This is a genomic window from Streptomyces sp. 1-11, assembly GCF_007176755.1.
In the GTDB taxonomy this organism is placed as follows: domain Bacteria; phylum Actinomycetota; class Actinomycetes; order Streptomycetales; family Streptomycetaceae; genus Streptomyces.
The window spans coordinates 98427-110924 of sequence record NZ_BJTV01000019.1 but is presented as its reverse complement, the minus strand read 5'-3'; the positions used below and the strand labels follow the sequence as shown (position 1 = coordinate 110924).

Genomic DNA, 12498 nt, shown 5'->3' with positions numbered 1-12498 from the left:
GAGTAGGGAGCGCTTCATGAACGCGTCAACACACTGAGCGACTGAAGTTCACCTAGGCGTAACGCCCTTGAGGCGTTGTGAAGGTCTGACCATCCAGGCAGCTGCCCCTCAAGCGGAGGGCCGCCACCACGAGCGCCGGTTCGGTGTGCGGCCGCCCACGCGATCCACACCGGCTGAATGCGAGCCACACCGCCTTGACTGCAAAGCCCGTCGACGGGCCGGTCAGGCGAACCGGTCAGCTTTCCCCAGTCTCCGCGCAGGTCAACCGCGTAATCGCACGTGATAAACCTGGCGACGCCAGCGATAATCCCCGGGATACTGGTCGTTCATGGATGAGGTCGAAGTCGTCGTCGCCCATTCCGAGCGCGCGACTCTCCGCGTCGGCGACGTGTTTTTGAAGGTGGACGCCGATCAAGCGCGCCTCGACGTTGAGGTCGAGGCGATGTCCCTCGCGCCGGTCCCGACCCCGGACGTCCTATGGCGCAAGCCACCCGTGCTCGCGACCGCTGCACTCCCGGGGACGACGCTTGGGCGCCTCGGCGGGCCGTCGACCGGGTCGCCGGCGGCGTGGGCCGCGGCGGGCGCCGCCATCCGGAAGCTGCACGACGCGCCGCTGCCGCCCCGGCCGGGCCGGGCCGGCCGGAGCATGGACGAGTTGACGAAGGAACTCGACGACGAGTGCGAGTTGCTCGTGACGAACGGCGTCCTGCCCGCCGACCTGGTCACCCGCAACCGCCAGGTCGCCGAGGCCGCGCTGCGGCCGTGGACTCCGGCGTTCACGCACGGCGACCTGCAGATCGCGCACGTCTTCGTCGACGGCGACGAGGTCACCGGCATCATCGACTGGTCCGAGGCGGGCCAGGGTGATGCCCTGTACGACCTCGCCACCTTCACGCTCGGACACGAGGAGCACCTCGACGACGTCATCGCCGGCTACGGCACCGACATCGACCTCGACGTGATCCACGCGTGGTCGTCGTTGCGAAGCCTGCTGGCAGTTCGCTCGCTGATCGAGCAGGGCTTCGACCCCTTCGCGTCGGGCTGTGAGGTCGACGTGCTGAGATCCCGGATGTGAGGCCGCCCGGGCCCGACTCCCACGTATGCGTTCGCCTACTGGCGCATGCAGTCCGACGGCGTCCCCTACGTGGCCAGGACCGCCTGCTCCGAGTGGTACGCCGGCTGGACACGAGCAGTCGAGGCGGCGCGGCGGCCGCGGGGACGCCCGCGGCCGCACCCCGGCCCCGTGTCCGCCTCGACGGCGGCCACTTCACTTCACGGCGTCGGGCTGCGCCTCCTCCTCGGGCGCCGAGGACGGCTCCGCCGGCGCGGAAGCGGTGTAGAAGACGGAACTGCCCTGCTTGTTCCGCTGCGCGAGGCTCCTGGCGACGAGGTTCTCCAGGGTGGTGCGCACGACGTTGGACGAGATGCTGCGCTCGGGGTGCGCGTCGGCGACCGCCTTGGCCACCTCCGCCGCGGACCGGGGCTCGCTCTGCCCGGTGAGGTGGCGGTGGACGAGGTCGACCAGGGTGGGACGGGCTCCCTCCCGCGCGACCGGCTTCCCGGTGACCTCCTTCCCGGCGGCGGGCTTCGCACCGGTCTGCTTCGCCCGCTTGAGGCTCTTGGGCGACTTCACCGCGGCCGCCTTCGCCGTTCGCCGCCCACCGGAGGCGCCGGTGGTCTGCTTCCTGGGGGACGGCACGGCGGCACCGCCGCCGGCGGCCGGAGGCGCGGCGACGGGAGCGGGGACACCGAGCGCCTGCTGCATGCTCACCAGCACGGCGTGGTCGTGCTGGAGTGCGATCAACTGCTCCTGCAACGCGCTGAGTTCGGCGCTGACGCGTTCCTGCTCCTTGACGTTCCGTTCGAGGTCGCCGGCCACCTGGCTGACGTACTGCGAGGTCAACGCGGTTGCTGACGCCGTTCCTTCGGACATGGTCGTCTCCTTGGTCGGCGGCCGGGACGTGGCTCTGGCGGGCCGTGGAAGCGGGCCAGGGGTGGCGTTGCGGCCGCAATGTGCCCTGGTGCAGCGATAATACGGGTGGAACACCCCGTTTCTACGGGATGAGCGACTTCCCTTCGGCCCGAACGCGGCCGTGCGCCACCGGCGGTCAGAGTCTCGGGCCGTGGTGGTAGACGACGCCGGGGTGTGTTCCACCGCTGTCGGCGAACATCTCGGGGACGGTGACGAAGGTGTAGCCGCGTGCGGTCAGGCCCGTGAGGATGCGCGGGAACGCCACGGGCGTGCGCGCGTACCGGTCGTGGAGGGACACGATGTCACCGGGACGGGCGAAATCGAGGACACGCCGTTCGATGGTGAAGGGAGTGATCCTCTTCCAGTCCTGGGGATCCAGGCTCCACATCACGACGGCGAGCCCCTCCTGTCCGGCCACTGCCCGGACCCGGGAGTCGTAGCTGCCGAACGGGGGACGCAGCAGCGTGGGCCGCCGCCCGGTGACCGAGGCGATGTCCTTGGCCGCGCCGCTCAGCTCGAAGCGGACGCCGTCGGCGGAGAGGGCGACGAGGTGCGGGTGGGTGACCGTGTGGTCGCCGATCGCGTCTCCGTCGCGCTGCTCGCGCCGGACCGTCATCGGCCGTTGCAGGGCGTGGGGCCCTATCAGGAAGAAGGTCGCCACCGCGTCGTGGGCCTCCAGCAGCCGCAGGACAGAGGCCGTGTACTGGGTCGGGCCGTCGTCGAAGGTCAACGCCACACACCGGGCGACCGCGCAGTCGGGAGCGGGAGCGCCGGGCGCGGCAGTGGGGGCCGCGGGCGCGGCGACGGGAGCGGCTGCGGGGGCCGCGGGCGCGGCGTGAGCGACCGAGGGTCCCACGGTCATCGACTGGATCACGACGAGGACGGACGTGACCAGCAACCCCGTGTACCTTGCCGGCGTGCGCGGTCGGCGATCAGCGCGCAAGACCTGCATGACACCAGCGTATGCTCCGCCGCCGGGAACGGCGGCTCGATCACGTCAGGAGTCCTCTCATGTCCACCGTCACGGAGACGACGATCACCGCGGGCGACCTCACCTACCGGCTCACGACGGACTCCGTCCGCGCCGCCGCCGCGGGCCTGAGCCCCGCCGACTCCGCCGACCCGCACCCCAACCGGAGCTGGTACGCCCTGATCGGCACCCACCTCTACTACGTGGTCGATCTGGTCGAGACGGCCACCGGCGCCACAGGTGTGAACGTCAAGGCCGCCCGTCTCCGCCTGGCCGAACTCGGCTTCCCCGTCTTCGCCCTGGCCTGGAACAAGCTGCTGACCCAGGGCCACCCCGGCCACACCGGCTGACCCCCTGCCCGCACGGCGGCGGACGGCGCGCGCACGGCGGCGCGGCCTCCCGGCGCCGGACACCCCGCGTGCCCCCGGTTCCTCCGATGAGGTGGTTTGGCGAGACCTCCCGGGCCTGGCCGCACCTGGACGCAGTGTGCTGGACCGCGAAGGCACGAGGAGCCAGGGGGGCAACCGGCATGACATCTTCTCCGCCCGACGACCGGGGGCTGGACGAGCAGGCGGTCCTGCTCGTGGCGGGCCTGGCGGACCTGGCCGTCAGCACCGTCGGCTCGGCAGTCGAAGCCGTACGGCAGCTGCTGCGCCGGTCCGACGGGCCCGACCTCGCACGCGATGCGCAGCGGGACCTGATGGCCCGTGGCCGTATCGCCCTGGACCGTCACGCTGCCGCGCCCGCCCACCTGGAGGTGCTGGCCCAGCACACCAAGGCACGGAAGAAGGCCTCCGGCGGCGATGGCTGAGCGCTTCGAACCCGCCGAGTTCAAGGCCCGTGTGGACACCGTCCTGGGCGAGTTCCTCGCGGCGGAGGCCGAGCAGCTCCGCGCCATCGACCAGGCACTGGAGCCGGTGGCCGAGCAACTGCGGGCGGCGGCCGGACACGGCAAGCGGCTGCGGGCGGCGTTCTGCTACTGGGGATGGCGCGCGGCCGGCCAGCCCGACAGCGAGCCCCTCGTACGCGCGGCAGCCTCCATGGAACTGGTCCACGCCGCCGCGATGGTGCACGACGACCTCATCGACGACAGCCCGCTGCGCCACAACCTGCCCACCGCGCACGTCGCGCTGCGGACCGCCGTCACCGGCAGGCCCCGGGCCCGTGCCGCCGCCCGCTGCCTGGCCATGCTGGTCGGTGACCATCTGATGGCGCTCGCAGGCCAGTTGTTCGCCACCAGCGGTCTGCCCGCCGCCTACCTGGCCCGCGCGCGACCGGTGTGGGCGGACCTGGCACGGGAGCTGATCGCAGGCGAGTGCCTGGAGATCCTCAGCACCGGAACGGACCCGGATCCGCGGGTGTCCCTGAAGGTGGTGCGCTACAAGACGGCGAAGTACACGGTGGAACAGCCCCTGCTCATCGGCGCCCTGCTCGCCGGCGGCACCGCCCGGCTGCGGGCCGGCCTCTCCGCGTACGGGCTGCCGCTGGGCGAGGCGTTCCAGCTCCGCGACGACCTGCTGGGCCTGTTCGGAGAACCCGGCCGCACCGGCAAGGCGAGCCTGGACGACATCCGCGGCCGGCGGCCCACCGCACTGCTGGCCGCGGCCTGGCGTGCGGCCCGGCCCGCCCAGCGCGAGCACCTCGCCGGTGTGCTGGGCCGCCGGAACCTCACCGAGGACCACCTGCGCGACGTACGGGAACTGATGACCGCGCTCAAGGCACCCGACGAGGTGGAGGACATGATCGCCTCCCGGGTGCGGGACGCCGTCGGCCGCCTGGACGCGCTCGACCTGCCGCACCCGGCCCGGCACGCCCTGACCGAGCACGCCCGCCTCGCCACCGACCGCCACCACTGACCGCTCCACCACGGCTGACCGTCGAAAGCGGGCGGCCCGCCGAGAAGGACTGCCGGGAAGGACTGCCGACATGAACTGCACCGACGCCTCCATGGACGCCCTGCGCCGCTCGGGGGACGAATTCGCCGACGCGGTGGTGGCCACCCTGTTCGAACGGGGGGAGGTCGGCACGTTCAACACCCTGATGCGCTACGTCTCCACCGCCGGCGCCCCGCTTCCCGACGGACTGCCCGACGTCGCCCGCGAGTACCTGCGGGCCACCAGCGTGCCGCCGGCCTGGGTGGACTGGGCGGAGATGGAGCGGGCCCGCCTGTTCTTCATCGACAACAACGTCCACATCTCCACCGCGCTGTCGTTCGCCTCCATGCCGGCCTGCTACGTCGTACCCCACGTGGCGCGACTGCTGTCGGCCACCCATGGGCTGGACTACCCGTCCAAGCGGATGGCGGAGACCGGCCAGTTCACCGTCCATCTGATGCGGCCCGACGCCTTCGAGGCGGGCGGCAGGTTCGTCCCCGCCGCGCAGAAGGTGCGTCTGCTGCACGCCTCCATCCGGCACCACCTCGAGCGGGAGGACCGCTGGGACACCGCGGTACTGGGCACGCCGATCTGCCAGGAGGACATGATCGGCGGGCAGATGTTCTTCTCCCTGCTCGTCCTGGACAGCCTGGACCGCCTGGGCGTCCACATGAGCGTCGAGGGGGCGGAGGCGTATTTCTACGCCTGGCGCGTGGTCGGCGCGATCCTCGGCGTCGACCAGGACGCCGTGCCCAAGAACCTGGAGGAGGCCAGGCGGTTCCTCGACCTGTACATGATCCGGCACATGGGTCCCTCCCCGGAGGGCGCCCACCTGACCGGGCAGCTGATCGACCTGTACGAGGAGGTCGTGCCCGGCACCTTCTTCGATCCGATCGTCTCCGCCCTGATCCGCCACCTGATCGGCGACACCTGTGCCGACTGGCTCGGCGTCCCCCACACCGCCTGGGACAGTGTCGTCAAGGCGGTGCCCCACCTGCTCGGCGTGCTGGAGACCATCGAGGACCGCTCACCGCTGGGCGCCTGGGCGCTGGACCGCCTCGGCCACCTCACCACCGTGCTCGAACTGTCCTCCCTCACCCGCGGCCGCGTCATGCACTACGCCATCCCCGAACACCTCAAGAAGGACTTCGGTGTCTCCGGTTCCGTACCGCGCACCCGTCGCTGGACACCGCCCGCGCCGTCGGTCGCGTCATGACGGCCGCACGGTCCTGCCCGCACGCGCTCCGCGGGCGGGCGGTCAGCCGATGATCCCCAGCTCGGTGTCGGGACGGCAGAACGAGCAGGCGGCGACGCCGTCGGCGAGCGCGTGCCGGGCGGCGTCCGTGCCGACCGGCCTGGCCCGTCTGCCGGCCATCCGGCAGTCCCCGGTGTGCACGGCGTTGGGCCGGGCGTCCCGGTTCAGCCCGTACTCCAGCAGCCACTCCGGCGCCCGGTCGGCGGCCGCGGCGGCCGCCCGGGCCTGCTGCTCCTCGCGCTCCCTAAGCCGGGCGATCTTGGCGTCGACCCGCGCCAGCCACATCGCGTGCCAGATGCGCAGCACGCGCAGACTGGGCAGGTCGGGAGGCAGGTCATCGAACACAGTTCCGATTCTAGATCGATGATCGGGCGGTGCCGCACTCGCATGTTCGAATTTATGTTCGATACGGTAGCGGCAGGAGGTGAAGGGGATGAGCAACAAGGCGGAAGCGACCGTGATGCACGTGCGCTGCCCCGACCGGCTGCCGGAGGAGACCTACCGGAGGGTGCTGGAAATGCTGGCCGAACTGTCCCCGGTGGTCCAGGCGCTGCCGCCCACCTGCGCCCTGGTCGAGCTGAAGGGCGCCCTGCGCTACCACGGCACCGACGCCGGTCACCTGGGCGAGATCCTGCGCGTGCGCGCCATCTCCCGCCTCGGTGTGGACCTCCGTATCGGCGTCGGCCCGACGATCACGGTCGCGGCCACCGCCTCCGCACAGGTCACCGGACCCGGGGGAGTGCTGACCGTGGCCGGGCGGCAGGCCGCGGAGTGGCTGGGCCCGCTGCCGGTGGAGGCCCTGCACGGCATCGGCCCCCGCCAGGCGGCGGCGCTCCGCGACTACGGGATCCACAGCGTCGGCCTGCTCGCCGCCGTCTCACCGGGCACGGTCCAGCGCCTGCTGGGCAGGACCGACGGACGCCTCGCCGCCGACCGGGCCCGCGGCATCGACCCCCGTCCCGTCGTCCCCAGAACGCTGCCCGCCTCGGCGTCCGTGCGCCACACCTTCGAGCGGCACACCCTCGACGGCGCCAGTGTCCGCTCCGCCCTGCTCGACCTGGTCGTGCGACTCGGACTCCTGCTGCGCCACCGCGGCCAGGCCGCCCGGGCGCTCTCCCTCACCCTGCGGTTCGCCGGCGGCACCACCTGGGAAAGGACCCGCCGCCTGCCCGAACCCTCCCACCACGACGAGGACCTGCGCACCCTCGCCTACCAGCTCATGGACGCCGCCGGCCTGCAACGCGCCCGTCTGACCGGACTCACCCTCAGGGCCGAGGACCTCATCGACGCCGACCGCGTCGCGCGGCAGATCACCCTCGACGAGACACGCGAGTCCCGGCTGGCCGCCGAACTCGTCCTGGACCGCATCCGCGACAAGTTCGGCCCCGACGCCGTCGGCCCCGCCGCCACCGTCCCCTATCGCCACGCCTCCTGAGCCTTCCGGCGCGTCGCACCGCGGGGGAGCGGGCCGCTCCCTCGCCCCGCCCGAGCCGCTCACCCACCGGGCGGAGCCACGGCCAGGGGGACGCACCCCGGAGCGTCGGCGAGCCACGCTCGCCCCGCGGGCCCGCTCGCCGACGCCCACGCCCTGGCCGATCCTGAGGGGGTCCGGACCAGAGAGCGCCGAGGATCTTCGGGCGCATGGCGGAGCACCGAGGGGAAACCCGGTCGGCATCCCGGCGGAAGCCGGTCACCACGGAGGAAACCATGTGTCGCCTTTTCGGCCTCAGCAGCGCCCCGCTCCGTACGCACGCCACCTTCTGGCTGCTCGACGCCCCCGACAGCCTCAGCCGGCAGAGCCACCGTGACCCCGACGGCACCGGCCTCGGCCGCTTCGCCGCCGACGGCACCCCGCGCGTCGACAAGGCCCCGATCGCCGCCTACCGCGACCGCGCCTTCGCGCAGGAGGCCCGGCAGGACGAGTCAGCGACCTTCATCGCCCACGTGCGCTACGCCTCGACCGGCGGCCTCGAGGCCCGCAACACCCACCCCTTCGAGCAGGACGGGCGGCTCTTCGCACACAACGGGGTGATCGAGGGCCTCGACGCCCTCGACGACCACCTGGGGGACGACCGGTCGCTGGTCCGTGGCGAAACGGACTCCGAGCGCTTCTTCGCCCTGATCACCCGGGAGACCCGGCGCAACGGCGGTGACGTGACCGAGGGCATCCGGCAGGCCGCCCGGTGGATCGCCGCGAACCTGCCCGTCTTCGCGATGAACCTGATCCTCATCACGCCGTTGGAGCTGTGGGCGCTGCGCTACCCGGACACCCACGAGCTGTACGTCCTGGAGCGTCCTGCGGGCGGCCGGCACGGGAACCGGCACCTCGACCACAGCGGCAGCCACGGCCGTATGCGCATCCATTCGGAGTCCCTCGCCGAGCATCCCGCGGTCGTCGTCGCCAGCGAGCGGATGGACGATCACCCCGACTGGCGCCTGCTGGAGCCGGGCGAACTCCTGCACGTGGGCTCCGACCTGCACGTCAGCCGCGAGGTCCTGCTGCCCGACGCGCCGGCGCACCAGCTCACCCTCGACGACCTGCACGCCGGTGCGGCCGCGTCGCAGAAGGCCGCCTGAGCTGCTCGGCCCTGTGGAGCGGAGCCGGAACCGACGAGCGCGACGGCTCGGGGAGCCCGTGTCGCACGGGCTCCCCGAGCCGTCGCGGTGCTGCCGGCGAGCCGGGGTCAGCGCCCCTGGGCGATCGCGGCGACGCCGGCGCGCGCGAACTTCTCGTCCAGGTCGCCTGAGGGGGCGCCCGCGACGCCGATCCCCGCGACCGGGGCGTCGGCGGCCGTCACGGGGGTGCCGCCGGCGAGGAAGAGGGTCCCGGGTATGTCCTTGAGGTTCGGGGCCTGCTCCAGGCGCTTGGCCAGTTCCGAGGTCGGCGCGTTCCACGAGACGGCGGTGTACGCCTTCTCGATCGCGGACTCGTAGGACTGCGGGCCGGCGCCGTCGCCCCGCAGGGTGACGACGGTGTTGCCGTTGCGGTCCACCACGGCGACGGTGACCCGCTGGTTCTCCTTCTCGGCGGCGTTCAGCGCGGCCCGGGCGGCGTCGGTGGCGGCGTCGATCGTGAGGTGGGTGCTGGTGGTCGTGGCCTTGCCCTTCAGCGCGGCCGGGGCGGCGGAGCCCGGCTGGGCGGCGGTCCCGGGCTGGGCCGAGGCCGAGACGGCGCCGAGCGTGCCCGCGCCGGCGACCGCGAGGGCCGCGGCCGCGGTGAGGAACCTGCCGCGGGTGGAGAGCTTCCTCGCCTTGTGCGTCATGGTGTGCGAACTCCCTGTCGTGTGCGTCCGGCGCCGGTTGTGCGCCGTGACCCAACCCTCCGGCCGGGAACCGGCCGCACCCGTCGGTGTCCCGGCTCCTTCCGGCGCGCGGGACGGCTGACGGGGCCGTCAACCGATCGGATGACACGGGACGGCCCGCCGCGGCCGCCCATGCCGGCGACGAGGGCGGCTGGGGCCTGTCTGACCGTTCGCCGCGGGCCCGACGGGAATTCGACGACAGGACCTAGGGCAGCAGGCGTTGCTCCTTGGCCACCGCCACCGCTCCGGCGCGGGTGTCCACGCCGAGCTTGGCGTAGATGCGGCCCAGATGGGTCTTCACCGTCGCCTCGCTGATGAACAGGGCGCGGGCGATCTCACGGTTGCCGAGCCCCCGCGCGAGCTGGGCCAGGATGTCGCGCTCGCGGTCGGTCAGGCCGGGCCGCCCGGCACCGCGCATGCGGTCGACGACACGTTCGGCGACCGGCGCCGACAGGGCCGTGCGGCCCTGGGCCGCCGAGTGGATCGCGGCGAAGAGCTCCTCGGGGCGCTCGGCCTTCAGCAGATAGCCGGTCGCCCCGGCCTCTATCGCCCGGGTGATGTCGGCGTCCGTGTCGTACGTCGTGAGCACCAGGACGCGCACGCCCTGCGCGGCGATCCGCCGGGTGGCCGTCGCGCCGTCGATGCCGGGACCGAGCTGGAGGTCCATGAGCACGACGTCCGGTTCCAGCTTCGCGGCCATCGCGACCGCCTCCTCGCCGCTGCCGGCCTCGCCGACGACCTCGATCCCGTCCACGCTGCCGAGCAGGGCGAGCAGTCCGGCGCGCACCACGGCGTGGTCGTCGCAGATCAGGATCCGAACGGTCACTTGTCGCTCTCCTCGTGGTGCAGGGGGACCGCGGCGGACAGTACCGTGCCCTCGCCGGGGGCGGACTCGACGGTGAGGGTGCCGCCGAGGCGGCGCACCCGGGCCCGCATGGCGGGCAGACCGTGCCCGCGCACCCCCGCGCTCCGCACGCGGCCCGGCTCGAAACCGCGGCCGTCGTCGGCGATGTCGAGGGCGACCTGGTCGCCGAGGTACGTGAGGGTCAGCGCCGCGGACGCGGCGGCGGCGTGCTCGCGCACGTTCGCCAGCGCACCCTGCGCGATCCGCAGCAGCGCCGACTCCACCCGCTCCGGCAGCGGCACCGGTACGCCGTCGACCCGGAAGCCCGCGCCCTCGCGGGCGGCGAGACGCCGCAGCGCCTCCTCGAGCCCGCTGCCCCCGGCGAGTTCGGCGGGCGCGAGGTCGTGCACGAAGCGACGCGCCTCGGCGAGATTGTGTTCGGCGACGGACTCGGCGGTGCGCACGTGCCGGCGCGCGGCGCCCGGGTCGCTGTCCCACACCCGGTCCGCGGCCTGCAGCAGCATCTGCTGGCTGGACAGGCCCTGAGCGAGCGTGTCGTGGATCTCCATGGACAGCCGCTGCCGCTCCGCGAGGGTTCCCTCGCGGCGCTCGGTGGCGGCGAGCTCGCGGCGGGCCCTGATCAGGTCGTCGATCAGGGCACGCTGCCGGTCCGCCTGCCGCCGCGCGTGGACGAAGACCGCCGTCGCGATGGCGGCGACCGCGGGCGGTGCGACCAGCAGGTTCGGATCCCAGCCGCCGTGCGAGAGCTTGACCTGCGCCGTCACCACGAACACCGTCAGCAGCGCGACGAGGACGAGCGCGGCGCGCGGCGGCAGGGTGCGCAGCCCGGTGTAGAACAGCGGCACGGCGCACCAGGCGAAGCTCGGCGCCAGGAGGACCAGGACCGCCCACACGGCGACCACTGTGCCCAGCCAGGCGGTGCGGCGTGCGGTGGCCCGGGTGCCGACGACCGGCCCGAGCAGGTACAGCGCGGCCAGCGCGCCGGACAGCGCGACGATCCAGGGACCGCGCTCCTGCCAGGGGTGCCGGAGCAGGAAGCGGGCCAGTGACGCGCCTAGGAGGAGGAAGAACGCGATGTGCATGACGCGCGCCAGCCACCGGGCGTCCGGGTCGTGCTCCATCGTCCACCTCTCGCAGCCCGTCCGACCTCGTAGTACGGGTCAATGGTGGCCCAGCCGGCCCCGTGCGGCATCAACCGATCGGCCGACCCGAAGCCGGCCGACGCCGTGCCGTGTGCTTGTCCGGGACCGGCCAGGACTGGTCCGTGCACGGCGGGCCGAGGGCAATGCCACACCGTGCACCTGCCCGTCGGCGAAGGGCGGCGGCGTGTCGGGCGGCGGATCGCCGTCCCCGGCGGAAGGCTGGCGGACACACCGCACGAGAAAGGACGGAAGATGACAGAAGTCACCGCTCCGTATCCGACGGGCACACCCTGCTGGGTCGACCTGATGGCGAAGGACCAGCAGGCCGCGCTGGACTTCTACCGCGACCTGTTCGGCTGGCAGGGCCGGCCGGGTCCGGCCGAGTTCGGCGGGTACGCCGTCTGCGAGCTGAACGGCAGGGCGGCGGCCGGGATCGGCCCGGCGATGTCCCCCGAGGGGGCCCCGGAACCGCCCACCGTATGGACCAGTTACCTGGCCGGCACCGACGCGCAGGTCACGCAGGACGCGATCGTCTCCGCGGGCGGCACCCTGCTCGTCCCGGTGATGGACGTCGGCACGCTCGGCCGGATGCTGATCGCCGCCGATCCGCAGGGCGCGGTGTTCGGGGTCTGGCAGCCCGGCGAGTTCCACGGCGCCCGGGTGGTCAACGAACCGGGCGCCCTGATCTGGAACGAGCTGCACACCAGCGACGTGCCCGGTGCCACCGCCTTCTACGGGGAGGCCTTCGGCATCGAGATCGAGCCGCTGGATGGCGCGGACTCCTACTGGCAACTGCGGGTCGGAGGGCGCACGGTCGGAGGCGTCACCCTGCTCGACGGCGACCCGCCCGGCACCCCGCCGCACTGGCTGACGTACTTCGCGGTGGACGACGTCGACTCCACCGTGGACGCCCTGGTCAAGCGCAACGGCACGGTCCTCGCCCCGCCGTTCGACATGATGGCGGGCCGGATGACGGTGGTCGCCGACCCGCAGGGCGCCCCGTTTGCCATGATCAAGCCCATTCCGCTGTAGGCGGCGTCCGTGCTCTCCGTGCCACTCGCGGACGGGCGGTGTCCCGCCTCTCTGCCCGGTTTTCGGCCGGAAGGGCTCGCTGATCA

The 12498-nt window shown here is 73.0% G+C and carries 14 protein-coding genes; 8 read left to right on the top strand and 6 right to left on the bottom strand.

Annotation, left to right across the window (positions count from 1 at the left end; translation table 11 throughout):
- Positions 1 to 328: 328 nt before the first annotated feature.
- The gene (locus TNCT1_RS31030) at positions 329 to 1075 is read left to right on the top strand and encodes a phosphotransferase family protein (protein WP_143638714.1); all 747 of its coding nucleotides are present in this window, start codon (positions 329 to 331) and stop codon (positions 1073 to 1075) included.
- Positions 1076 to 1267: 192 nt separating this feature from the next.
- On the opposite strand, the gene TNCT1_RS31025 is transcribed toward TNCT1_RS31030, so the two are convergent.
- Both TNCT1_RS31025 and TNCT1_RS31020 read right to left on the bottom strand, forming a co-directional pair.
- On the bottom strand, positions 1268 to 1933 hold the full coding sequence (locus TNCT1_RS31025) for a hypothetical protein (protein ID WP_143638713.1): 666 nt from the start codon (positions 1931 to 1933) through the stop codon (positions 1268 to 1270).
- Positions 1934 to 2108: 175 nt separating this feature from the next.
- Positions 2109 to 2870 carry a polysaccharide deacetylase family protein gene (locus TNCT1_RS31020; RefSeq protein ID WP_143638711.1) on the bottom strand — a complete coding sequence of 254 codons (762 nt, stop codon included), beginning with the start codon at positions 2868 to 2870 and terminating at the stop codon, positions 2109 to 2111.
- Positions 2871 to 2983: 113 nt separating this feature from the next.
- Here TNCT1_RS31020 and TNCT1_RS31015 point away from each other — a divergent pair, with 113 nt between their 5' ends.
- The 4 genes from TNCT1_RS31015 (at position 2984) to TNCT1_RS31000 (ending at position 6032) form a co-directional block, all read left to right on the top strand.
- Positions 2984 to 3292: a hypothetical protein gene (locus TNCT1_RS31015; RefSeq protein WP_143638709.1), complete on the top strand. Its 309-nt coding sequence runs from the start codon at positions 2984 to 2986 to the stop codon at positions 3290 to 3292.
- A 179-nt stretch (positions 3293 to 3471) separates the two neighbouring features.
- Positions 3472 to 3753: a polyprenyl synthetase gene (locus TNCT1_RS31010; RefSeq protein WP_143638707.1), complete on the top strand. Its 282-nt coding sequence runs from the start codon at positions 3472 to 3474 to the stop codon at positions 3751 to 3753.
- The gene (locus tag TNCT1_RS31005; protein ID WP_143638705.1) at positions 3746 to 4798 is read left to right on the top strand and encodes a polyprenyl synthetase family protein; all 1053 of its coding nucleotides are present in this window, start codon (positions 3746 to 3748) and stop codon (positions 4796 to 4798) included. Before TNCT1_RS31010 ends, TNCT1_RS31005 begins: the two co-directional genes overlap by 8 nt.
- Before the next feature lie 70 nt (positions 4799 to 4868).
- Positions 4869 to 6032, top strand: coding sequence for an oxygenase MpaB family protein (locus TNCT1_RS31000; RefSeq protein WP_143638702.1), 1164 nt, complete (start codon positions 4869 to 4871; stop codon positions 6030 to 6032).
- A 42-nt stretch (positions 6033 to 6074) separates the two neighbouring features.
- On the opposite strand, the gene TNCT1_RS30995 is transcribed toward TNCT1_RS31000, so the two are convergent.
- Positions 6075 to 6416 carry a DUF6233 domain-containing protein gene (locus TNCT1_RS30995; RefSeq protein ID WP_174266511.1) on the bottom strand — a complete coding sequence of 114 codons (342 nt, stop codon included), beginning with the start codon at positions 6414 to 6416 and terminating at the stop codon, positions 6075 to 6077.
- Between the two features lie 88 nt (positions 6417 to 6504).
- Here TNCT1_RS30995 and TNCT1_RS30990 point away from each other — a divergent pair, with 88 nt between their 5' ends.
- Both TNCT1_RS30990 and TNCT1_RS30985 read left to right on the top strand, forming a co-directional pair.
- The gene (locus TNCT1_RS30990; RefSeq protein WP_143638700.1) at positions 6505 to 7506 is read left to right on the top strand and encodes a hypothetical protein; all 1002 of its coding nucleotides are present in this window, start codon (positions 6505 to 6507) and stop codon (positions 7504 to 7506) included.
- 272 nt (positions 7507 to 7778) lie between these two features.
- A complete protein-coding gene (locus TNCT1_RS30985; RefSeq protein ID WP_143638697.1) occupies positions 7779 to 8648 on the top strand; it encodes a class II glutamine amidotransferase in 870 nt (289 codons plus the stop codon).
- Between the two features lie 107 nt (positions 8649 to 8755).
- On the opposite strand, the gene TNCT1_RS30980 is transcribed toward TNCT1_RS30985, so the two are convergent.
- The 3 genes from TNCT1_RS30980 to TNCT1_RS30970 all read right to left on the bottom strand — a co-directional run bounded on the left by TNCT1_RS30980 (position 8756) and on the right by TNCT1_RS30970 (position 11359).
- Positions 8756 to 9334: a heme-binding protein gene (locus tag TNCT1_RS30980; protein ID WP_143638695.1), complete on the bottom strand. Its 579-nt coding sequence runs from the start codon at positions 9332 to 9334 to the stop codon at positions 8756 to 8758.
- A 244-nt stretch (positions 9335 to 9578) separates the two neighbouring features.
- Entirely contained in the window at positions 9579 to 10199 is a 621-nt protein-coding gene (locus TNCT1_RS30975) for a response regulator transcription factor (protein ID WP_143638693.1), read from the bottom strand.
- Complete coding sequence (locus tag TNCT1_RS30970; RefSeq protein ID WP_143638691.1) at positions 10196 to 11359, bottom strand: sensor histidine kinase; 1164 nt, start codon at positions 11357 to 11359, stop codon at positions 10196 to 10198. The genes TNCT1_RS30975 and TNCT1_RS30970 overlap by 4 nt, the downstream gene beginning before the upstream one ends.
- Before the next feature lie 273 nt (positions 11360 to 11632).
- Here TNCT1_RS30970 and TNCT1_RS30965 point away from each other — a divergent pair, with 273 nt between their 5' ends.
- Positions 11633 to 12412: a VOC family protein gene (locus TNCT1_RS30965; protein ID WP_143638689.1), complete on the top strand. Its 780-nt coding sequence runs from the start codon at positions 11633 to 11635 to the stop codon at positions 12410 to 12412.
- Positions 12413 to 12498 lie beyond the last annotated feature (86 nt).

Excerpts from the sequence above, each read along its gene's own strand:
- TNCT1_RS31030 (WP_143638714.1), top strand. The coding sequence starts at position 329 with ATGGATGAGGTCGAAGTCGTCGTCGCCCATTCCGAGCGCGCGACTCTC.
- TNCT1_RS31025 (WP_143638713.1), bottom strand. The coding sequence starts at position 1,933 with ATGTCCGAAGGAACGGCGTCAGCAACCGCGTTGACCTCGCAGTACGTC.
- TNCT1_RS31015 (WP_143638709.1), top strand. The coding sequence starts at position 2,984 with ATGTCCACCGTCACGGAGACGACGATCACCGCGGGCGACCTCACCTAC.
- TNCT1_RS31010 (WP_143638707.1), top strand. The coding sequence starts at position 3,472 with ATGACATCTTCTCCGCCCGACGACCGGGGGCTGGACGAGCAGGCGGTC.
- TNCT1_RS31005 (WP_143638705.1), top strand. The coding sequence starts at position 3,746 with ATGGCTGAGCGCTTCGAACCCGCCGAGTTCAAGGCCCGTGTGGACACC.
- TNCT1_RS31000 (WP_143638702.1), top strand. The coding sequence starts at position 4,869 with ATGAACTGCACCGACGCCTCCATGGACGCCCTGCGCCGCTCGGGGGAC.
- TNCT1_RS30990 (WP_143638700.1), top strand. The coding sequence starts at position 6,505 with ATGAGCAACAAGGCGGAAGCGACCGTGATGCACGTGCGCTGCCCCGAC.
- TNCT1_RS30985 (WP_143638697.1), top strand. The coding sequence starts at position 7,779 with ATGTGTCGCCTTTTCGGCCTCAGCAGCGCCCCGCTCCGTACGCACGCC.
- TNCT1_RS30980 (WP_143638695.1), bottom strand. The coding sequence starts at position 9,334 with ATGACGCACAAGGCGAGGAAGCTCTCCACCCGCGGCAGGTTCCTCACC.
- TNCT1_RS30970 (WP_143638691.1), bottom strand. The coding sequence starts at position 11,359 with ATGGAGCACGACCCGGACGCCCGGTGGCTGGCGCGCGTCATGCACATC.
- TNCT1_RS30965 (WP_143638689.1), top strand. The coding sequence starts at position 11,633 with ATGACAGAAGTCACCGCTCCGTATCCGACGGGCACACCCTGCTGGGTC.